This window comes from Micromonospora sp. CNZ296, from assembly GCF_007827635.1.
This window is the reverse complement of record NZ_VISW01000001.1, coordinates 1-20,097: the sequence shown is the minus strand read 5'-3', so window position 1 is coordinate 20,097 and position 20,097 is coordinate 1. Positions and strand designations below refer to the sequence as shown.

Below are 20,097 nucleotides of genomic sequence, written 5' to 3'. Positions count from 1 at the left end.
CCGGCGTCCGGGCCGGTACACGCCGACCGTCGCCGGGCGCGGCCCCCGGCGTCTGCCGAGGGCCGTGCCCACCGCGCCTCTCAGCCGACCGGGGCGACCGGCCGGTCCGCGCCGCGCAGGGCGGCCAGGCCGGCGTCCCAGGGGAAGGCGTCCGCGCGCCGGTCCCCCGTGCCGGGCGGGTGCAGGCGTACGACGTGGTCGCCGAAGACCATCCGGACGCCCCACTGCACGAGCCGGTCCAGGCTGGCCCGGAACGCCGGGTGCGCGGCCATCGCCTCGTTCGTGTACGGGACGGCAGCGATCGGCACCCCCATCCCCTGCGCCTCGATCAGCAGGCCCAGCGCCAGGGTGTCCGTGATGCCGACCGCCCACTTGTTGATCGTGTTGACGGTGGCCGGGCACACCAGCATGGCGTCGGCCGGGGGCAGCACGTCCGGGTCACCCGGGTTCTTGTAGTGCGTACGGACCGGGTGGCCGGTCTGCCGGGCCAGCTCCGTCCGGTCGACGAACTTCGCGCCGTCCGGCGTGGTGACCACGCAGACCGTCCAGTCCTCCCGCTGGGCGAGGTCGACCAGCCGGCCGACGTGACCGGCCAGCGGCGAACCGCAGGCGATGACGTAGAGCACCCGCCGGTGCCCGCTGGCGGTCTTCGGACCGCTCATACTCCGACTCCCATGTGCTCAGCCAACTCCGCGATCGGCGGAGGCGGCGCACCACGTGTGCGACGGAGAATCTCGGACATCAATTCGTGCGCTATCGGCCGGCACCGGATCTCGGAGGGCGCGAGCCGGTCACCGCGCAGCAGCATGTCCCCGGCGTTGGCGACGTCACCGATCTGGGAGTAGCCGCGGGCCAGGTCGAGCAGGTGGTGCGCGCGCCGCTCCGGCAGCAGCGCGTTGAACGCCGGCTCGGACAGCCGCATGTGGGTCTCCACCGCCCGGCCGCCGTCGCCCAGCTCGACCGCCGCCGCCGCGCGGTGCAGCTCCAGGTTGGTCGGGCCGAAGGAGGTCCAGTAGTGGTTGTGGTCGCCGCCGAGCATGCTGGCCGCCTCACCCGCGCCGGCGAGCAGGTCGTCCACTGTCGCCGAGTCACCGATCCGGGCGGCGGCCATCGCGCCCTGGAGCAGCAGCATGCCGTACACCGAGAGCCGTTCCGGCCGGACGTCGTTGTCGCCGCCGGGCGCGAGCCGCCCCGCGATGCGGACGTTCAGCTCCAGCGCCGGGCGGGGGCGGCCCATCGCGACGAGCGCGTTGCAGACCCGCGTGGTGGCGATGCCGGCCAGCAGCGGGTCGTCGGCCCGCTGGGCCACCGCCATCGACCGGTCGGCGGCGAGCCAGGCGAGGTCGCACTCGCCGAGCTTGCGCAGCACCGAGGAGGCGATCTGGTAGACCTGCCCGAGCAGGTGGGCGGCCTCGCGTACCTGGTCGCCGGCGGCGTAGCCGGCGTCCGCCGCCTGGGCGTCGCGCAGCAGCTTGGGCAGCGCGCGGGTGAGCATGCCGTAGCGGCCGTACTGGTAGGTGAGCCAGGCGTGGTTCACCGCCTTGCGCATGTCGGCCAGCGGCGGAGGGTAGGGCGCCGCGTCGAAGTAGGCGCTCATCGAGTCGTACCGCTCCAGGGCGGTGCGGATCTCCTCCACCTCGACCTGGTCGATGCAGTTGAGCGCGTCGGTACGCCGCTCCGGGTCCTTGCCGTGCAGCAACTGCACGTCGATCTGGAGGATGTCGGCGATCTCGTAGAGCACGGAGAACTTGTCCAGCCGGCGGACGCCGCGCTCCACCTTGTCCACCCAGCTCTTGGACTTGCCGAGCCGGTCGGCGAAGACCTGCTGGGACATCTTGCGGCGGCTCCGCCAGTACGCCACCCGCCGGCCTATGGGCAGTTCGTCCATTCCCGCTCCCTCCCCCTCACGGCGCCGGCCGGTCCCCCCACGTCCCTCAGGCTCGCGCCGATCGCACAGGTTGTGCGTCCACCGTCCAGCCAGTTCTCGTAGTTTTCGTGCAAGTTGCACCGACCGTTAGTCACCTCAACGAGCGTGGGTTACGGCAGTGACGGCTTTCGACGTGTGGCTTGTGGACGGTTCGGCGGGACCAGAGGGGACGACAGACATGTGGAGGAACGTCCGGCCGCGCGTCGCTCACCTCTCGCCGCTGGAACGGGTCCGGCTGCGCCGCGTCGCGGTGCGGTACGCGCTGCACGGCTGGCCGGTCACCCCCGGCGCCTGCCTGGCGAACAGCCGCTTCGTCTGCGGGCGGGCCGGCTGTCCCACAGTGGGCTGCCACCCGGCGCTGGAGGACTGGGAACACGCCGCCAGCGCCGACCCGGCCCGGGTGGCCACCTGGTGGCGCAGCCGCCCGCACGGCATCCTGCTGCCCACCGGCCGCGCCTTCGACGTCCTGGAGGTCGCCGCCCACCTGGGCCGGCAGGTCCTGGAAGCGGTCGCCACCCACCCCGCCGGCTTCGGCGTACGCGGCCCTGCGCTGGTCACCCCGACCGGCCGCTGGATGTTCCTGGTACGCCCCGGCGACCCGCTGCGGCCCGAGCTGGAGCACTGCTTCCACGTGGTACGCCACGGACCCGGCTCGTGGATCCCCGCGCCACCGACCCGGCTGCCCGAGGGGACGGTGCGCTGGGTGGTCGCGCCCGAGCAGGCCCGGTGGCAGCTACCCGACTCGTACCTGGTGCAGAACGCGCTGATCGCCGCGTTACGGGCGGCCGGGGTGACGCTCGGCGCCGACCTGTTCCCCGGTCATCTCCCGCTGCCCCGCCGCGGCCGCTGACCTCCCAGCACCCGGCCGGTGCTTCCGCAACGCGTGCTCCGACGCCGAGCGTTCTCACTGGTCACAGCGGGTCCGGTGACCCGGACGGGTGGCCGACAGCGACCTCCCCGGCACCGGGCTCGTTGTTCCTGGCGAGGGCGCGTCCGCGCCAGAGCGGGGGTTTGACCATGTCCAGGGACGACGCTGCCCGCCACACCGGCGGTACCGAGCCGGCGCGGCCCCGCCGCCGCCTGCACCCGTGGGCCTTCACCCGACCGCTGGGCGTGCGCCCCGGCCGTCCTCGCCCCACCGGCTCCCGCCCCGCCATCCTCCACCGCCCCCTCCGCTGACCCACCCCTGTCTCTCCCCTCCCACTCCCCTCCCTCTCCCCCAGCCCGCTCAACGCACCGTTGATCATGAAGTTGGCGGTGCGACACGCCGGGCGTCGGTGCCGCTAACTTCATGATCGACGGGGCAGGGGCAGGGGCAGGGGCCCGGGGCAGCGGGTCAGGTGGGGAGGGTGGGGAGGGTGGGGAGGGTTCGGGAGTGGTGTTGGTGTGCCTCGTCCGTGACCACGGCGTGCTGCCACGGGGACGGTAGGCGGTCCAGCCAGGCCAGGCCCGATGCGCCCATCGCCACCGCCGCTGTCGCGTACGCGTCGGCCACGCCCAGGTCCGGACCCACCACAGTCACCGAGCGCAAACCCGTCGCCGGTACGCCCCGGCGCGGGTCCAGCACGTGGTGGCCGCGCTCGTACACGCCGGAGGTGGCGACCGCCATGTCGGTGCCGGTCAGCACCAGACAGGTCGCCCCCGCGTCCCACGGATGCCGCACCCCGATCCGCCACGGCTCACCGGCCGCGTCGTGGCCACGTACGCGCACGTCGCCGCCCGCGTTCACGCAGTGGTTCGGCGCGCCCGCGGCGACCAGCCGGTCCGAGGCGACCTGCGCCGCCCAGCCCTTCACGTAGCCGGACGGGTCGAGGCGACCGGTCGCGTACGCGTCGAAGAAGCCGTCGGTGGCGGTCCACAGGTCGGCGCAGGCCGCCAGCACGGCCCGCAGGTCGGCGGAGGCGTCGGCGACCCGCAGCTCGCCCCGGTCGATCCGGCACACCTCGCTGTCGTCGCGGTACGTGCTGAACCGCGCGTCCACCTCGCGCAGCCAGCCGAACGTGTCCTCGGCCAGCTCGTGCAGGGTCTCCGGGGGCAGGTCGTCGGCCAGGTCGAGGCTGATCGCCGTACCCATGATGTGTTCGACCCGGCGAAGGCCGCGCCGGGCGGACGGACCGGGACCGACGGCACCGGCATGAGCCGGCACGGTCACGCCTTGTCCAGCGCGGCCTGCAACGACTGCTTGTACGCGGTGCTGGTGTAGGTGGCTCCGGACACGGTGCTCAGGTTGGCGCTCTGCCGGGCCACGACCTCGCCGGAGGTGCCGCTGTAGCGGGCCTGCACGTCATCGCTGCGCTGCCCGGACTGCCCGCCCAGCGGCAGCCCGATCGCCGTGGCGTCGACGATCCGGCTTCCGCTGAGCGTGATCCGGACCTGGAGCGAGCCGTACTCATAGGTGACCGACGGCCCGGTCACCGTGCGGGTGGTGGCCTTGGGCGCGCTGGTGGTGGTCCGCGGTGCGGCCGGTGTGGTGCGCGTGCGGGTGCCACCGCGGCTGGCCGCGCTGCGGTCGGCGGACGGCTTCGGGGTGGGCTTCGACGAGGCACGCGGCGACGGGGTGACGCCGGGCGCGGAGCCGGTGGGCGAGGGCGGCTCGGGCGCGGCGGAGCCGCCCGGGGCGACCGGGGCCAGCGCGGCCGGTACGTCCGCTCCGGCCTGCCCGGCGCCCGGCGCGCCCTTGAGCACCACCAGTGCGGTGGTGCCGGCGGCCAGGCCGGTGATCGCGAGCAGCGCGCGACGCATGGGCGGTGCCTCTCCTACAGCTCGAACGCGGTCAGGTGGATCTGGCGGCGGGGCACGCCTGCCGCACGCAGCGCGGCGACTGCCTCGTCGACCAGACCGCCGGGGCCGCACAGGTAGACGTCGCGGCGGGTCAGGTCGGGCACGAGCCGGCGCAGGCCGTCGGGGTTCATCACCTGGCGGGGGCCGGGGTCGTCGCGGCGGCCGACGACGTACCAGACGGAGGTCTGCCGGGCCTGCGCGAGCCAGTCCAGCTCCTGGTGCAGCAGCACGTCGGCGGGGGTACGCGCCCGGTAGATCAGCGCCGCGCCGGGCGGCAGCTCCTCCAGCATCGCCCGCAGCGGCGCGATGCCGCTGCCCCCGGCGATGAGCAGCGCCCGTTCCCGGGTGCGGTGCGCGGCGGTGAACGTACCGGAGGGGCCCTGCGCCCAGACCCGGGTGCCGGGCGTGAGGTCGCGCAGCTCGGCGGTGTACCCGCCGACGACCTTGACGGTGATCCGCAGCCACCTGTCGTTGGCGGCGGCGGAGACGGAGAACGGGTGCGACTGCCACCAGCAGCCGGGGTTGAGGAAGCGCCAGCGGAAGAACTGGCCGCCGAGCAGGTCGATCTGGTTGAGCCGTTGCCCGGTCAGGTAGACCGAGACGGTGTCCGGGCTCTCCGCCACCACGTCGGCGACGCGCAGCCGGTGCCGCAGGTTGAACACCAGCGGGGCGAGCATCCGGCCCCACACCAGCGCGGCCACGACCAGCAGGTACGCGGCGATCCAGCCGGTACGCACCGGACCGGGTTCGTAGAGCTGCGCGCCGTTGCTGAACTGGTGCGCGTACCCGAGCAGCAGCGTGAGGTAGCTGGCGGCGTGCAGCAGGTGCCACAGCTCGTACGGCAGGCGGCGCCGCACCGCGCGTACCGCGGTGAACGCGACAGCGACCAGGATGCCCGCGGCGACGAACGCGGAGACCATGTCCTCGTAGTCGGTCAGCAGCGCGCCGACCTCGCCGAGCACCGTCTTGCGTTCCTGGCGGGAGTAGCCGACCACCAGCAGCGACATGTGCGCGAGCACCGCCACCAGCAGCGTCGCGCCGAAGTCCCGGTGCAGCCGGGAGATCCGCTCGCCGCCGAGCGCGCGTTCCAGCACGCCGAGCCGGCTCATCATCAGCACCTGGACCAGCAGCAGGTAGCCGGCGAGCAGCCCGGTGATCCGGCCACCGGCGGTGAGCAGGTCGGCGGTGTCGGCGAGCGATCCGGCCGGGGTGTCCAGCCACCACGGCAGGACCGCGGCGACCAGGCCCAGCCAGAAGAGCACGGCGAGCGCCCGCCGGCCGCCGGGTCCGCGGCGCGGACGACCCGGGGGTACGGGGGCAGCCGGACGGCCGCCGTACGGGGCGGGATGCCCGGTACGACGGCCGGCGGCGCGGGTGTCCTGGTACGTCACGCGTAGATCTTGACCGGGGTGAACTTCTGCCGGGGGAAGACCTTGTCCACCTGGGCGGTGGTCAGGCCGAAGCGTCCCTGCGCGACCGATCCGTAGACGTTGAACATGTTGTTGTACTCCGGCACGTCGCCGCTGTCCAGCTTGTCCAGTCCGTTCCAGGTGCCGAGCAGCGAACCGGCCAGCTTGCGGCCGGACAGCACGGTGACCACACCGCCGTGCCCGTGGTCGGTGCCGCCGCCGTTCGAGCCGACCCGGCGGCCGAACTCGCTGGACACCATGATGGTCACGTCCGCCGCCCGGTCGCCCAGATCGGTGAAGAACGCCGCCATCGCGTTCGCCAGTTCGTTGAGCCGCCGCCAGAGCTGGCCGCCCTCGCGGGTGCCCTGGTTCTCGTGGGTGTCGTAGCCGCCCATGCCGACCGTCGCCACCCGCACGTTCGCGCCGCCCTTGATGAGCTGGGCGAGCTGCTTGAACGCGTTCCCGACGCCCTGGTACTCGACGCCCTCGGCGGCGGCGTACGGCTTGGCGGCGAGCTTCTGCGCGGTGGCCAGCGCGCCCATCCCCTCCTGCACCGCCTCCTCGACCGGGTGGTTGATGCCGGTGAACAGGCCGCGGATCGCCTTCTCGGTGGCCGCCCGGAACTTGTCGTCGCCGTTGAGCCGCAGGTCGCCGACGCTGTTGAGGGAGATCGCGCCGTTCACGCCGACCAGCGAGCGGGGCAGCGTGCTGCCGATGCCGACGCTGCGGAACGCGGTGCCCTTGCCGAGCGAGTCGACCAGGCTGTCCAGCCAGCCCCGGCCGCCGGTCTCGCCCGGCAGGCCGCCCAGGTTGCACGCGTCGGCGGCCTGGAAGTGGCTGCGGGACAGCCGCGGGTCCGACACGGCCGGCACGAAGCCGAGCTGCCCGGCCTTGAGCCACTTCTCCAGCGGCGCGAACGCGCTGGTCAGCTTGAACCCGCGGGCCAGCGCCAGCGAGTCGTCACCGAGCAGCAGGTCGGGGCGCGCCTTGGCGAGCACCGGGTCGTCGGCCGGTGCGACAAGGCTCAGCCCGTCCAGCCCGCCGTAGAGGAAGACGTGGATCAGCGTGCCGGTCTTGGTCGCGGCGAACGACGCCGAGGTGGTGACGAACTGCGCCGTCGCGAGCGCGGTAGCGGTCGCGGCGGCACCGGCGACAAAGGTACGCCGGGTGACGCCCCGGCCGTCCTGCTGCGCCTCCTCGATCTCCTCCAGCCGGCGGTACCGGTCGGCCTCGGCCGCGTTCTCGGCCGCGACGATGTCCGCCTCCGCGCGCAGCAGCGCCTCGGCCGGGTTGTCGGCCAGCCGCCGCAGGTCGGGGCACTCGGGGTGCAGGGGGTACGGGTTCACGGTCATCTCCATCGAATGCCTCACCGGAGGTGGTGCTGGGGGGACGCGAGGATCGTCCGCGCGACAGCGGCGATGGCCCCGTTGAAGGTGGCGTCGACCTTGGCGCTCTCGGCCACACCGGCCACGGCGAGCACGAGCTTCTTCTCCTTGGCGCTGAGCTTCTGCTGCACCAGCCGCTGGGCCAGCGCGTCCACGTACGCCCCGGCGGTGGCCGGCGGCTTCGCGACCAGCTTCTCCGGCTTGACGAAAGTGAACTGCTTGCGCCAGCCGCCGATCAGATCACCGGCCTCGTTCCAGCCGTCGATCATCGTCCCGGCCGAGGTCCAGGCCAGGTAGACGTCGGCGTAGCCGTCCGGGGTGGGCTTGCCCATCGGGTACTGGCCGAGTTCGCGCATCTTGTCCTGGATCTGCCGCAGGCCCTGCGCGAACGGGGTGCGCCGGTTGTCGCCGGTGAAGCCGGGGGCCGCCTCCGGCGAGACACCGAGCACCCGGTACGTGGCGACCAGGTACTCCATCGGGCGGCGTACCTTCTGGCCGATCGCCGCCCAGAACTCCGAGGAGCTGAACAGCGTCGCCAGCACCGGCCGGATCTGTCCCTTGTTCGTGGTGTACGCCTTCGCGAGCCGGTCCACCACGGACTTCGGCGGGGTGTCGGAGACGAACCGGGTGGCGAGGTTCTGTGCCACGTACCGGGCGGTCGACGGGTGCATCGCGATGTAGCGGATGTACGAGTCGATGACCTTGTCGGCGGCCACCGGGTCGTCGGAGTTGTTGGCGTGGCTGAACCCGAGGATCTTCACCTTGCCGAGGTAGTGCCGCTCGGCGAAGAACTTGTACTTGCCGTCGGCGACACCCCGTCCGGTCTGGAGCAGCGCAGCCTGACGGACGTCCTTCTCGGTGTAGCCGCCGTCGACGCCGACCGAGTACAGCTCCAGGTTCTCCCGGGCCAGGTTCTCGTTGACCGCGTCCTTGCGCGAGTCGACCTGGTTCAGGTAGAGCAGCAGCGCCGGGTGCTTGTTCGCGGCGACGAGCATCTCCGGGTAGCTGCCCAGCGCGTGCTTGCGGATGACGTCCCGGTCGAACGCGTTGCGGTAGTTCTCCCCGCCGTCGAAGTCGGCGGCGACGTGCAGGAAGTCGTTCCAGAAGTCGACCATCACCTCGAACAGCTGCCGGTCCGACCAGATCTGCCGGGCGATGGTGGCGTCCACCGTCTCGCGGGCCGGGTCGACGCCCTTCTCGTTGAGCTGCTCGCGCTGGTCGCGCAGCTGCGTCGGGCTGAGCTTGAGCGACTGCAGCTCGGCCAGCTTCAGCTCGGCCTTCGTCGGGGCGATCTTCTCCGGTTCGAGCTGCTGGCGCAGCCAGTCGTCGATGCCGAGCCGCTTGATGTCGGCCATCACCTTCGGGGTGGCGGCGAACGTGGTGCGGGTGGCGAGGTGCCGGATCGGGTCCTTGGCGAGGACCGTCTTCACAGTCACCTTGGTCGCCTCGGCGGCGGCGGCCGGGCTGCCGTAGAGCCGGCCACCGGACGGCGCGTTGCGCTTGAGCGCCTCGCCGGCCCGGGAGCCCATGTAGCTCTCGTTCTGCTCGGTGTAGGTCCGTACCGTGCTCGGCTGCTGGCCGCTGGGCCGGGCCGCGTTGCCGTCGGTGGTCACCGTACCGGTGGCGTCACCGGCCGGCGCGTCACTGAACAGGCCGCGCACCTGCGGGGACATGGCCAGGGCGGCGCCACCGGCGACCACCACGGCACCGCCGAGGGTGGCCAGCGCCCGGCGCCGGCCCCGCTTCGGGGCCTCGTCGCCGTCGTCGTCCAGGTCGGGCAGTCCACCACCGGGCGGCGGGCCGTACCCGCCGCTGGGCTGGCCGTAGCCGCCGGACTGGGGGTAGCCGGCGGGGGCCGGCGCGGCGGGGGCGAAGCCGTTCGGCCCGACCCACTGCGGGCCCTGGGCGGGGTGGGCGCCGGGGTGCGGCGCGTGCGGGTCGCGGTACCCGTCCGGATGGGGGTGCTGGTATCCGTCCCAGCCGCGGTCGTCCCGGGGTCGACGCGGTGGCACGTTCAGGTCGGCCATGTACCTATCCCGTTTTCTTCGAGCGCCGGCACGCCTGCCACCCGATGGGGGTCGGGGTGGCGCAGGGGCGGCGACGGTTGCCGGAGAAGTTGCCTACGGGAAAGTAGCCATGCCGTCCCGGCCGCTCAAGGCGCGCCGAACGCGCTCGTGAGCGCACTTAAGACGGTGCTCAGGCCCGCCAGGGAGGGCCCGCCGCGGCGGCGGGGGCGCGGCGGCGTCCGGAGCAGGGCCGACCCGGACGCGCACCGCCCGGATGCGAGGTTTCGCACAGCGGCGACGCCGCCGGGGGCGTTCATTGCCTCACCGAAAATTAAGGTACGGATAAGCCTCCGCTGAGAACCTCGTTCCGCCTGTCCGGTCCGCCGAAACAGCAGCAGCGGCGGCGCGTGACCGGCCTCCGATCCGGGTATGCCGCCGAACCGCTGAAGCCGTGAGGGGAAGGGCACCGCCATGCTCAGCCAAGAGGATCAGCGCAGGTTCGAACAGATCACCCGTCATCTGCGGGAGAGTGATCCACGCTTCTTCGCCCGGTTGGACAGCCGGATCAAGGGCCGCCGGGGCCGGTACATGATGCTGTTGACGATCGTGCTGTGGGCGTCGCTGCCGGCGATGACAGTGCTCGTCGGACGGCTCGCCGGGGCGATCTGCGCGGTGGTGCTCGTCGCCAACGCCGCAGTGATGTGGCGCTTCCGCCGCCGCCTCCTTTAGGCGCAAGGAAGGGCCCCTTCTTAACGCTTCCGGTAGAGGAAGGGCCCCTTATTAACGCTCGCCTGCGGCTTCGCCGCGACCGAACTCCCTGGGGGACGCGGCCTCGCCGCGACCGAACTCCCGGTACGCCCGGCGCAGCCGCTCGGCCAGGCCCGGCCCGCCGATCATGGCACCGGGTGAACCGAGCTGGCGCAACAGCAGCTCCGAGCCGGTGGCGAGCGTGGGCGGCCGGTCCGGCAGCGGCACCGGCGACAGCCAGAACCGGTCCGGTTCGGCTTCCGCCTCGACCGGCGGCAACCCGGCCAGGGCCCGCGCCGCGCCGACCACCGGCACACCGGTCGTCCCGGCCGGCTCCGGCCCGGCGCCCGACTCCGGCCCGGCACCCGGGCCCGGCTCCGCGCCCGCACCGCCGTTTCCGCCCGCGCCACCGGCTCCGCCCGCACCACCGGCTCCGCCGGCACCACCGGCTCCGCCGGCACCGCCGGTTCCGCCGGCACCGCCGGTTCCACCTGAGCTGCCGGCTCCGCCCGCACCACCGGCTCCGCCCGCACCGCCGGTTCCACCTGAGCTGCCGGCGTCGGCGCCGCGCAGCGTACGCAGCCGGTCGAGCAGTTCGGCGCGGGACCGGCCGCGCCAGTGCAGCAGGTGGAACGGGTCCGCGTCGAACGCCTCGGCGAGCAGGTAGAACGTGGCCGCCAGATGTTTGCACGGCACCGCGAAATCAGGGCAGCCGCAGCGCTGGTCCAGCTCGCCGATCGCAGCCGGGAACAGCGGCGCGCCCGCCTCGGCGAACAGCTCCTCCAGTTCGGCCGGCAGGTCACCGGCGAGCAGCCGGGCGCTGAAGAACGCCTGCCCGGCCAGTTCGGCCTCGATCCGCCGCCACGTCTCCTCCGGGTACGCGGCCAGCCCGATCCGCACCGGGTAGGGCCGCGGCCGGGATCCCTGCACCTCGGCGGTGACAGTCCCCGGCGACACATCCAGCCGGAGCACCTGCCCCCGCCGCGCGTACGCCCGCCCACGGGTGAGCCGGGAGCCGAGCGCGAACGACTCCAGCACCTCGACGAACCGCCGGGACCACCAGGACTGCCCGATCGCGCCCCGGGTGCTGCGCGCCCGCAGGCCACCCTCGACCCGTACCGGCGGGCCGTAGTCGTCAAACCCGGGGCTCACTCGACCACCGCCCCGGACTCCAGCCGGAACAGGTCGCGCAGTGTGTCCGTGGACAGCTCGGTGACCCACTGCTCGCCGCTGCCCACCACCGACCGGGCCAGGCTGCGCTTGTCGGCGATCATCGCGGCCACCTTCTCCTCGACCGTGCCGGCGCAGACGAACTTGCGTACCTGCACGCGGCGGCGCTGTCCGATCCGGAACGCCCGGTCGGTGGCCTGGTCCTCGACGGCGGGGTTCCACCACCGGTCCACGTGCACCACGTGGTTGGCGGCGGTCAGGGTGAGCCCGGTGCCGCCGGCCTTGAGCGACAGGACGAACAGCGGCGGACCCTGCGGCGTCTGGAACCGGGTCACCATGGCGTCCCGTTCGGCCTTGCCGACGCCGCCGTGCAACAGCAGCACCTCCCGGCCGGTACGCGCCGACAGGTGCCCGCGCAGCATGCCGCCGAACTCGGCGTACTGGGTGAACAGCAGCGCCTTCTCCTCCGCCGCGAGTACCTCGTCGACGATCTCGTCGAGGCGTTCCAGCTTGCCGGATCGGCCGTCCAGCGCGGAGCCGTCGTGCAGCAGCTGGGCGGGATGGTTGCAGACCTGCTTGAGCCGGGTCATGGTGGCGAGCACCAGTCCGCGCCGCTCGATCCCGTCGCTGGACTCGATCTTCGCCATCATGTCGTCGACCACTGCGCGGTAGAGCGCGGCCTGCTCGGCGGTGAGGTTGCAGACCACCTCCATCTCCAGCTTCTCCGGCAGGTCGGTGATGATCGACGGGTCGGTCTTGAGGCGGCGCAGCACGAACGGGCCGGTGATCCGGCGCAGCCGCTCGGCCACCTCGGCGTCGCCGTGCCGCTCGATCGGCTCGGCGAAGCGCTTGCGGAACGTCGCGGCCGGTCCGAGCAGCCCCGGATTCGCGAACTGCATGATCGACCAGAGGTCGGCGAGCCGGTTCTCCACGGGCGTACCGGTGACCGCGACCCGGTGCCGCGCGGGCAGCGACCGGACCGCCTCGGCCTGGCGGGTCGCGGCGTTCTTGATCGCCTGCGCCTCGTCCACCACCACGCGGTGCCAGTCGACGCCAGCCAGCTCGAACGCGTCCCGGGCGGCCACCGAGTACGTGGTGAGCACCAGGTCCGCCTCGCCCACCGCGGCGGCGAAGCCCTCGCCCCGGGTGCGCTCGGCGCCGTGGTGCACGTGGACGCGCAGCCCCGGCGCGAACTTCGCGGCCTCCCGCTGCCAGTTGCCGACGAGCGACATCGGACAGACCAGCAGTGTGGGCCCGGCCTCCGGCGGGTCACCGGCGAGCAGCGCGAGCAGCTGCACGGTCTTGCCGAGGCCCATGTCGTCGGCGAGGATCCCGCCGAGTCCGAGCGACTGGAGGAACGCCAGCCAGGCCAGCCCGCGCCGCTGGTACGGCCGCAGCGTCCCGCTGAAGCCCGGCGGCGGGTCGGCCGGGGTGAGCCGCCGTTCCGCCTCACCTGCCAGCAGTTCGCCGAGTGCGCCGTCGGCGACCACGTCCAGCACCGGCAGCTCACCGGCCCGGTCGTCACCGGACAGTCCCATCCGCAGCAGGTCGGCCACTGTCAGCTCACCGGAGGAGCGCAGCAGCTTCAGCCCGGCCTCCAGCCGCTGCGGGTCCAGCTCGACCCACCGGCCGCGCAGCCGGACCAGCGGCGACTTCAGGTCGGCCAGCGACGCCAGTTCCTCGGCGGTCAGCGGCTCGTCGCCGAGCGCCAGCTCCCAGCGGTAGTCGACGAGCGCGTCCAGCCCCAGCTTCCCGGCGGTGGTGGCGACAGCGCCCGGGGCGGTACGGCTGCGTGCCCGCAACCGCGCCCCCAGCCGCGACGAGGACCGCCGCCACCACGAGGGCAGCAGCACCCCGAACCCGGCCGCGTGCAGCACAGGCGCGCCCTCGCGCAGGAACCGGTGCGCGCCCTCGGCGTCCAGCTCCATGCCCTCGGGCGCAGCGGTACGCAGCGCGGCGTCCACCTCGGGCCACAGCCGGCTGGCCCGGCCCAGCTCGGCGAGCAGCGTCTCCTGCGGCTCCACGCCCCGGGCGGCGAGCGCCGGTGCGGGCCGCTGCCAGATGTGTGCGGCGTCGACCACGAGTCCCGGCTCGTCGGCCGGGTGCAGGCCGAACTCGACCCGCCAGGCGGCGTCCTCGACCAGTTCGGCGACCGGGTCGACGGCCGGCTCGACGAGCCGGAACGTGGCCCGTACCGCGCCGCCCGCGGCGTCGCGCTGCCAGGCGTCCAGCTCGTCGCGCAGCGTCGCCAGCGCGTCCGGCTCGGCCGGGAAGGCGCGCTCCGGGCCGGTCAGCGCGGCCAGCCAGCGCGGCACCGCGCCGACCGGACGCATCCCCCGGTGCAGCCGGGTGTCGGCCAGCGCCACCCGGGCGGCGGCGTCGACCAGCGCGTCCAGCGCCTCCGCGACCAGCTCACCCGCCCCGATGTCGTCGGCCCGCCCGCCCCACGCGTCCTCCGCCGGACCGCCCGCCGCGCCGCGATCGCCCGCCCCGACCGGTGCCGCCGCGACGGCCACCGGCGCACCCCAGGGCTCCGGTCGCCATTCCCGGGCGGCGCGAGCCGCCGGTGGCAACGCCATCGCCAGGTCACGCGCCCAGGTCGCGTCGGTGCCGGTGAGCAGCGGCCGCCAGAGCGCCCACCCGGTCGCCACGTCGTCCGCCCCCACGGCACGCAACCGCCGCCCGGACCCCGCGACGCCCGAGGCCGCCGGCACCCGCACCGCCGAGGTCCGCCGGCCGGTCGCGGCCGGTCCACCGTCGGGAACACCACCGGGGTACGCCTCCAGCACGCCCGGCAGCAGCCGCCCGCGTACGACCAGGTCGGCGGCGAAGTCGGCCAGCTCGCACAGGTGCCGCAGGCTCGCCCCGACCGGGCCCGGCATCGGGGCGCGCAGCAACGCGTACGCGTCGTCCGGGGCGTACCCCAGGGCGGGAGCCCGCCATCCGGCGCGGGTGACCGGGCCGCGGACCGGTTCCCCGACGGTGGCCCGGACCAGTTCCGGCGAGTCCAGCGGCGAGCCGGCCCGGGTCGGCAGGTCCAGCAGGACGGAGATCGGCTCGCCCGGCATGCCGTCGAGCGCGGCGGCGAGCGCGGCGTGGCCGGCGGCGAACGGGTGCGGGCGCTCGCGCGGGACGCGGCCGGGACGGCGGGGCGCGCGGGCCGGAAGCGTGCTGTCCTCGGCCCACAGGGCGAGCCCGGCGCCGGGCAGCCACAACCCGTGGATGACCAGCACTGTTCCCCCTCGACGACGTCCCCGGGGCCGGAAGACGGCGCCCCGGGGAGCCAGGATAGGCCGCCGGACGCCGCTATCGTCGGCGCCATGGTCGACCTTCTCGTGATCGGCGGGCTCGGCGTGGACATCCGCGCCCGGGTGCCCGCCCTGCCGCCGCCCGTCGCCGACTCGCTGCTGGTGCCGCCGATCGACCTGCGGATCGGCAACACCGGCGCCGGGGTCGCGCTGGCCGCGCACGCGCTCGGCCTGCGGGTGGCGCTCGTCGACGTGCTGGGCGCCGACCCGGCCGGCGACGTGGTGCGGGCGGCGCTGGCGCGTACCTCGATCCGGACCACGCTCGCCGACGCGCCGGCCGGCACCCGCCGCTCGGTGAATCTGGTCGACCCGGCGGGGCGGCGGATGTCGCTGCACGACCCGCGTCCCTGGTCGGGGCCGGCGCCGTTCGGCGAGGCGGAGCTTGCCGCGCTCGTCGCCGAGGCCACCCACGTCCACCTGTCGATCATGGATTGGGCACGGGACTCGCTGGCTGTGCTGCGCACCGCCACGTCGATCTCCACCGACCTGCACGACTGGGACGGCGAGAACGACTACCACCGCCCGTTCGCCCGGATCGCGGACCTGGTCTTCGTCAGCGACACGCGGCTCGGCGAGCGGGCCGCGAAGGAGGCGGCCGAGCTGGCGCCGCGCACGGTGCTGGTCACCGGCGGGGCGGCCGGCGCGACGCTGCACACCCCCGGCGTGCCGCCGACGCACGTGCCCGCCGCCACCCCGCCAGGGCCGGTGGTGGACACCAACGGCGCCGGGGACGCCTTCGCGGCCGGGGTGATCGCCGCCCGGCTGCGCGGCGCGGGCATCCTCGACGCGGCCCGGTACGCGGCCCGGGTGGCGGCTGCCGCGTGCACCCACGACGGGATGGAGTACCCGGACGGGCTGCTGCCCCGCGAGTGACCCGTCAGATCGAGCCGGTCTCGCCGTCGGTCAGCTCGCGCAGGATGTCGGCGTGCCCGGCGTGCCGGGCGGTCTCCTCGATCAGGTGCACCAGCACCCAGCGCAGCGACACCTCGCCGAGCTGCGGGTGCGGCACCACGTGGTCGAGGTCGAACCGCTCGGCGACCCGGCGGGACCGCTCGCAGGCCGCCTCGTACGCGGCGGCGAGTGTCTCGACCGTCTCGCCGGCGCCCAGCGTGAAGCTGGCGTCGGCGTCGGCCTGGGAGGTGACGTAGACGTCGCCCGGCTCGGGGGCGAACAGGCAGCGGAACCAGTTCCCCTCGACCAGGGTCAGGTGCTTGAGCAGCCCGGCCAGTGTGGTCAGCGAGGGCACCAGGCGCCGGGCGGCGTCGGCGTCGGTCAGGCCGCGCGCCTTGCGCAGCACGTTGGCACGGTGGAAGTCGAGGAACGCGTCGAGGATCGCCCGTTCGTCGCCCGTGCGGGCGAGGACCGGACCGAGTGCCGGATCGATCGTCGGGTGCGCCATCCCCGGACCCTAGTACGCGGTGTGTACGGTCCGCTGCCCCGCGTGATCCCCTGCGCGGGCGGGCCGGCCGGGGCAGGATGGGCGCATGGCTTCCTCGGTGCAGATCCCTCTGGTGGGCGGCGCGGCCGACGGCGAGACCGTCACCGTCGAGCTGGATGTCAACGGCCGTCCGCCGCTGACCCACCACCACCTCGGGTCGAACGGCCTCGCGGAGGCGCAGATCTACGAGCTGGAGTCGGACGACCAGCCGGGCCGGGAGTGGGTCTACGCTTGGCGCGGCCCGGCGGTCTGACGGCCCGGCTCACACCGCCGGCGTCAGCGTGCGGGCCCGGATGCTGTCCAGCACGCTGCGGGTCACCTGCGAGGTGCCGCGCGCCTGCTCGCAGACCTCAGCGACCCGGCGCGCGGTCTCGTCGGCCCGGGCCGCCCGTTCGTCCCACAGCCGGTCCACCTCGGCCAGCAACGGGCCCTCCACCTCCCGCTCCACGCCGCGCAGCGCCGGCACACCGAGCCGCTGGGCCAGGTCGAAGACCTTTCCGGCGTACGGCAGCGGCAGGAACGGCGTGCCCATCATGGCCGCGAAGATCAGGAAGTGCAGGCGCATGCCGACCGCGAGGTCGAAGTGGCGCATCAGGCCGAGGATCTGCGCCGGACGGTAGTCGCCGTGCAGGATCCGGCCCCGATCGGCGGCGGTCATGTGCGACAGCACGCCGTGGGAGTGCCGGATGTCGTCGCGTTCCATCGGCACGAACAGCACGTACGCGTCGATCCGGTGCACCAGGAAGTCACCGATCTGGGCGAGCAGGCGGTGGTAGCCGTCCACGTCGAGCCGTTCGGCGGCCCGGCCCGGCTCGCGCACGCTCAGCCCGACCAGCCGGGAGCCGGCCGGTACGCCCTCCTCACGCAGCCACTGCTGGGGGAACTCCTCCGGTTCGAGCAGGAACGCCGGGTCGGCGGTGACGGTGATCGGGTTGACCAGGCCGGCCTCCTCCAGCACCATCCGGGACTCCTGGTCGCGGACTGTCACCTCGACGGCCTGCGCCAGCGTCTCGCGCACCATGCCGCTGTCCAGCGTGTCGGTGAGCGGGCCGACCCCTACCGCGTACGTGATCAGCGGCAGCCCGCGCTCCTGGGCGACCCGGACCACCCGCAGGTAGCGCCGGGCCTCCTTGTCGTAGAGGATCCCGCCGCCGCCGAGGATGAGCAGGTCGAGCTGGTTGAGCACCGGGGACGAGTCGACCCGGCTGACGCCCTCCCACGGCACCGCCTCGACCTCGGGGTGGGCCAGCGCGGTGTGCGCCGGGTTGCGGGAGAAGACGATGATCCGGGCATGGGGCTCGTGGCGGCGCAGATCGTCCAGCAGACCCGTGAGGATCGCCTCGTCGCCGAGGTTGCGACCGCCGTAGGAGCCGAGCACGCCGATGGTCAGTCCGGTGCGTTCCCTCATCCGTTGCTCCTTCCCAGGGGCGTCCGCGCCAGCGTTCCCGCTGGCCGCCCCGGGTTAACGCACGGCGAGGAGGCTCAACCGGTGGCTTCGCCGACCAGACGGGAGACGAGGTCCGAGACCACCTGATCGGTGTCGAACCCGGCGTCGATCGAGGTGGTGAGCAGGTCGAGCAGGAGCCCGTCGACCGCGAAGTGCAGCAGCGCCACCTCGTACGCCCCGCCCGGCAGTCCGGCGGCGGTGTGGTGGGCGACGTCGTCGGCGTACCCCTGGCGCAGCACGCCGCCGAGCGCGGCCCGCAGCTCCGGGCGGCGGGCGGCCTCCAGCCGCAGCTCGAACAGCGCCCGGGTGAGGCCCGGTTCGCGGGTGGTGCGGGCGACGATGTCGCGCAGGTAGTCGGTCATCAGCGCGAGCGACGGCTCGCGGCGGCCGAGGTCGGCCAGCACGGCCGGGTCGGGCGCGATCCGGTCGAAGATGCGTTCGGCCAGTCCGGCGAGCAGCGCCGCGCGGGACGGGAAGTAGTTCGAGGTGGTGCCGGTGGGCACGCCCGCCTCGGCGTCGACCGCCCGGTGGGTCAGCCCGCGCGCGCCCGCCTCGGCGAGCACCCGCAGGCCGGCGTCGGCGAGCAGGGTACGGCGTTCCGGATTCCTGGCCACGCGAACACACTAGCAATAACCACGACAGGTGTTGTACATTCATCGCCGAACCACGACAGCCGTCGTGGATCACCTCGGACATCGGAGCCGGTTTGCGCAAGCTCGTCTACTTCGTCGCCAGCACCCTCGACGGCTTCATCGCCGCACCCGACGGGTCGTTCGACTTCCTCCCGCTCACACCCGACCTGGCGCCCCACCTGGTGGCCGAGTGGCCCCAGACGCTGCCCACGTTCGCCCACGCCCAGCTCGGCATCGACTCCCCGCCGAACGGCCGCTTCGACACCGTGCTGATGGGCCGCGGCAGCTACGAGCCGGGTCTGCAGCTCGGCGTGACAAGCCCGTACGCCCACCTCGAGCAGTACGTGTTCAGCCGCTCCCTGCCCCCTGCCGACTACCCGGACGTGCACGTCGTCGACGGCGACCCGGCCGCCCTCGTCCGGGAGCTGAAGACCCGGCCCGGACGCGACATCTGGCTCTGCGGCGGCGGGCAGCTCGCCGGTCAGCTCCTCGACGAGATCGACGAGCTGGTGGTCAAGCTCAACCCGGTGGTCGTCGGCAGCGGCATCAAGCTCGTCGACAGCGGCTTCGATCCGCGCCGGCTCACGCTCACCTCGGCGCGGCCGTTCGACGCCGGCGTGGTCGTCCTGCACTACACGCGCAACGGTTAACCCGGTTGCCCCGGACGGCGGGCGGCACGCACCGTGGAGCGGTGACGAAGACCCGGCTGCACTGGCACGAACTGCCCGCACACGTCCGCGACGGCGTCGAGGCCGTCCTCGGCGACCGGGTGGTGGCGGCGCGGTCCCAGTCGGGCGGCTTCTCCCCCGGCACCGCCGACCGGGTCCGTACCGCAGGTGGTGGCCGGGCCTTCGTCAAGGCGGTCAGCCCGGCGCAGAACGACCGCAGTCCCGACCTGCACCGCGCCGAGGCCCGGATCGCCACGGCCCTGCCGCCGGACACGCCCGCGCCCCGGCTGCGCGGCAGCTACGACGACGGCGACTGGATCGCGCTGGTCTTCACCGACGTGGAGGGCCGGCACCCGGTCACCCCGTGGCGGGCCGACGAGCTGGCCGCCGTGCTGTCCACGCTGGAGACGATGGCCGGCGCGCTCACCCCGGCGCCGGCCGCCGCGCCCACCCCCACCGCCGCCGAGCGGCTCGCACACGACTTCGGCGGCTGGCGGCGCCTCGCGTCCGACCCGCCGGCCGACCTCGACCCGTGGGCCCGGTCCCACCTGCCCGAACTGTGCGCCGCCGCCGACCGGGGACTGGCCGCACTCGACGGCGACACGCTCTGCCACGTCGACGTGCGCGCCGACAACCTGCTGCTCGGCCCGGACGGATCGGTCACAGTGGTCGACTGGCCCTGGGCCTGCCGCGGGCCGGCCTGGCTGGACACGCTGCTCACAGTGGTCAACGTGCAGGTGTACGGCGGACACGACCCGGACGCCCTGCTGGCCGCCCGAGCGGTGGCCGCCGACGTGGACCCGGCCGACCTGACCGGAGTGCTCGCCGGGTTCACCGGGTTCTTCCTCGACGGCGCCCGCCAGCCACCGCCTCCCGGCATCCCGACCGTACGGGCATTCCAGCGCCTACAGGGCGAGTCCCTGCTCCCCTGGCTGACCCACCGCCTGAAGCCCTGACCGCCCCGGCCCGGCCCGGCCCGCCCCGGCCCGCCCCGGCCCGCCCCGGCCCGGCCTGGCCCGGCCCGACGATCTTGCAGTTTCGGCCTCCGGGACGCCGGTTTGGCGCGCTTTGTCGGGGCCGGAACTGCAAGACGCTTCTATGTCTGTGGTGATCGGTTCGGCTGATTGCCGTTAGGGTTCGGCGTTGGTGATCACTTGGGTGGCTCTTCGTTGATCCGGC

General features: G+C 73.9%; 18 protein-coding genes. 6 read left to right on the top strand and 12 right to left on the bottom strand.

Annotated elements, in window-relative coordinates; genetic code table 11:
* Positions 1 to 80: 80 nt before the first annotated feature.
* Together FB455_RS00095 and FB455_RS00090 are read right to left on the bottom strand one after the other, a co-directional pair.
* Positions 81 to 662 (bottom strand): flavoprotein, encoded by a 582-nt coding sequence (locus FB455_RS00095; protein ID WP_145751713.1) that lies wholly within the window; start codon positions 660 to 662, stop codon positions 81 to 83.
* A complete protein-coding gene (locus FB455_RS00090; RefSeq protein WP_145751711.1) occupies positions 659 to 1,888 on the bottom strand; it encodes a helix-turn-helix domain-containing protein in 1,230 nt (409 codons plus the stop codon). Before FB455_RS00090 ends, FB455_RS00095 begins: the two co-directional genes overlap by 4 nt.
* 217 nt (positions 1,889 to 2,105) lie before the next feature.
* Here FB455_RS00090 and FB455_RS00085 point away from each other — a divergent pair, with 217 nt between their 5' ends.
* A complete protein-coding gene (locus tag FB455_RS00085) occupies positions 2,106 to 2,777 on the top strand; it encodes a bifunctional DNA primase/polymerase (RefSeq protein ID WP_071098208.1) in 672 nt (223 codons plus the stop codon).
* Positions 2,778 to 3,263: 486 nt separating this feature from the next.
* On the opposite strand, the gene FB455_RS00080 is transcribed toward FB455_RS00085, so the two are convergent.
* The 5 genes from FB455_RS00080 to FB455_RS00060 form a co-directional block, all read right to left on the bottom strand.
* Positions 3,264 to 4,001, bottom strand: coding sequence for an FAD:protein FMN transferase (locus FB455_RS00080; RefSeq protein WP_145751709.1), 738 nt, complete (start codon positions 3,999 to 4,001; stop codon positions 3,264 to 3,266).
* Positions 4,002 to 4,075: 74 nt separating this feature from the next.
* Positions 4,076 to 4,669, bottom strand: coding sequence for an FMN-binding protein (locus FB455_RS00075; protein WP_013287793.1), 594 nt, complete (start codon positions 4,667 to 4,669; stop codon positions 4,076 to 4,078).
* Positions 4,670 to 4,683: 14 nt separating this feature from the next.
* Positions 4,684 to 6,099, bottom strand: coding sequence for a ferredoxin reductase family protein (locus tag FB455_RS00070; protein WP_145751706.1), 1,416 nt, complete (start codon positions 6,097 to 6,099; stop codon positions 4,684 to 4,686).
* Positions 6,096 to 7,469 carry a DUF1501 domain-containing protein gene (locus FB455_RS00065; protein ID WP_457113986.1) on the bottom strand — a complete coding sequence of 458 codons (1,374 nt, stop codon included), beginning with the start codon at positions 7,467 to 7,469 and terminating at the stop codon, positions 6,096 to 6,098. Before FB455_RS00065 ends, FB455_RS00070 begins: the two co-directional genes overlap by 4 nt.
* Positions 7,470 to 7,483: 14 nt before the next feature.
* A complete protein-coding gene (locus FB455_RS00060) occupies positions 7,484 to 9,529 on the bottom strand; it encodes a DUF1800 domain-containing protein (protein WP_145751702.1) in 2,046 nt (681 codons plus the stop codon).
* Positions 9,530 to 9,979: 450 nt separating this feature from the next.
* Here FB455_RS00060 and FB455_RS00055 point away from each other — a divergent pair, with 450 nt between their 5' ends.
* Positions 9,980 to 10,237: a DUF3040 domain-containing protein gene (locus FB455_RS00055; RefSeq protein WP_018787065.1), complete on the top strand. Its 258-nt coding sequence runs from the start codon at positions 9,980 to 9,982 to the stop codon at positions 10,235 to 10,237.
* Between the two features lie 51 nt (positions 10,238 to 10,288).
* Here the strand turns inward: FB455_RS00055 and FB455_RS00050 are convergent, their stop codons facing one another.
* Positions 10,289 to 11,407 carry an SWIM zinc finger family protein gene (locus FB455_RS00050; RefSeq protein WP_145751699.1) on the bottom strand — a complete coding sequence of 373 codons (1,119 nt, stop codon included), beginning with the start codon at positions 11,405 to 11,407 and terminating at the stop codon, positions 10,289 to 10,291.
* Positions 11,404 to 14,658 (bottom strand): DEAD/DEAH box helicase, encoded by a 3,255-nt coding sequence (locus FB455_RS00045; protein WP_145751697.1) that lies wholly within the window; start codon positions 14,656 to 14,658, stop codon positions 11,404 to 11,406. Before FB455_RS00045 ends, FB455_RS00050 begins: the two co-directional genes overlap by 4 nt.
* A gap of 87 nt (positions 14,659 to 14,745) precedes the next feature.
* Between FB455_RS00045 and FB455_RS00040 the strand changes: the two genes are divergently transcribed.
* Positions 14,746 to 15,606, top strand: a complete 861-nt coding sequence (locus tag FB455_RS00040) for a carbohydrate kinase family protein (protein ID WP_145751695.1) — start codon at positions 14,746 to 14,748, stop codon at positions 15,604 to 15,606.
* A 4-nt stretch (positions 15,607 to 15,610) separates the two neighbouring features.
* Here the strand turns inward: FB455_RS00040 and FB455_RS00035 are convergent, their stop codons facing one another.
* On the bottom strand, positions 15,611 to 16,132 hold the full coding sequence (locus FB455_RS00035) for a DinB family protein (RefSeq protein ID WP_013287801.1): 522 nt from the start codon (positions 16,130 to 16,132) through the stop codon (positions 15,611 to 15,613).
* 85 nt (positions 16,133 to 16,217) lie between these two features.
* Here FB455_RS00035 and FB455_RS00030 point away from each other — a divergent pair, with 85 nt between their 5' ends.
* On the top strand, positions 16,218 to 16,424 hold the full coding sequence (locus FB455_RS00030) for a hypothetical protein (protein ID WP_013287802.1): 207 nt from the start codon (positions 16,218 to 16,220) through the stop codon (positions 16,422 to 16,424).
* A 9-nt stretch (positions 16,425 to 16,433) separates the two neighbouring features.
* Here the strand turns inward: FB455_RS00030 and FB455_RS00025 are convergent, their stop codons facing one another.
* On the bottom strand, positions 16,434 to 17,579 hold the full coding sequence (locus FB455_RS00025; RefSeq protein WP_013475648.1) for a polysaccharide pyruvyl transferase family protein: 1,146 nt from the start codon (positions 17,577 to 17,579) through the stop codon (positions 16,434 to 16,436).
* Positions 17,580 to 17,653: 74 nt separating this feature from the next.
* Positions 17,654 to 18,232 carry a TetR/AcrR family transcriptional regulator gene (locus FB455_RS00020; protein ID WP_013475647.1) on the bottom strand — a complete coding sequence of 193 codons (579 nt, stop codon included), beginning with the start codon at positions 18,230 to 18,232 and terminating at the stop codon, positions 17,654 to 17,656.
* A gap of 92 nt (positions 18,233 to 18,324) precedes the next feature.
* On the opposite strand from FB455_RS00020, the gene FB455_RS00015 reads away from it, so the two are divergent.
* Both FB455_RS00015 and FB455_RS00010 read left to right on the top strand, forming a co-directional pair.
* A complete protein-coding gene (locus tag FB455_RS00015) occupies positions 18,325 to 18,900 on the top strand; it encodes a dihydrofolate reductase family protein (RefSeq protein WP_013475646.1) in 576 nt (191 codons plus the stop codon).
* Between the two features lie 41 nt (positions 18,901 to 18,941).
* A complete protein-coding gene (locus tag FB455_RS00010; protein ID WP_123111266.1) occupies positions 18,942 to 19,874 on the top strand; it encodes a phosphotransferase in 933 nt (310 codons plus the stop codon).
* Positions 19,875 to 20,097 lie beyond the last annotated feature (223 nt).

Coding starts and splice junctions, on each gene's coding strand:
- FB455_RS00095 (WP_145751713.1), bottom strand. CDS start 662: ATGAGCGGTCCGAAGACCGCCAGCGGGCACCGGCGGGTGCTCTACGTC.
- FB455_RS00090 (WP_145751711.1), bottom strand. CDS start 1,888: ATGGACGAACTGCCCATAGGCCGGCGGGTGGCGTACTGGCGGAGCCGC.
- FB455_RS00085 (WP_071098208.1), top strand. CDS start 2,106: ATGTGGAGGAACGTCCGGCCGCGCGTCGCTCACCTCTCGCCGCTGGAA.
- FB455_RS00080 (WP_145751709.1), bottom strand. CDS start 4,001: ATGGGTACGGCGATCAGCCTCGACCTGGCCGACGACCTGCCCCCGGAG.
- FB455_RS00075 (WP_013287793.1), bottom strand. CDS start 4,669: ATGCGTCGCGCGCTGCTCGCGATCACCGGCCTGGCCGCCGGCACCACC.
- FB455_RS00065 (WP_457113986.1), bottom strand. CDS start 7,469: ATGACCGTGAACCCGTACCCCCTGCACCCCGAGTGCCCCGACCTGCGG.
- FB455_RS00060 (WP_145751702.1), bottom strand. CDS start 9,529: ATGGCCGACCTGAACGTGCCACCGCGTCGACCCCGGGACGACCGCGGC.
- FB455_RS00055 (WP_018787065.1), top strand. CDS start 9,980: ATGCTCAGCCAAGAGGATCAGCGCAGGTTCGAACAGATCACCCGTCAT.
- FB455_RS00040 (WP_145751695.1), top strand. CDS start 14,746: ATGGTCGACCTTCTCGTGATCGGCGGGCTCGGCGTGGACATCCGCGCC.
- FB455_RS00035 (WP_013287801.1), bottom strand. CDS start 16,132: ATGGCGCACCCGACGATCGATCCGGCACTCGGTCCGGTCCTCGCCCGC.
- FB455_RS00030 (WP_013287802.1), top strand. CDS start 16,218: ATGGCTTCCTCGGTGCAGATCCCTCTGGTGGGCGGCGCGGCCGACGGC.
- FB455_RS00025 (WP_013475648.1), bottom strand. CDS start 17,579: ATGAGGGAACGCACCGGACTGACCATCGGCGTGCTCGGCTCCTACGGC.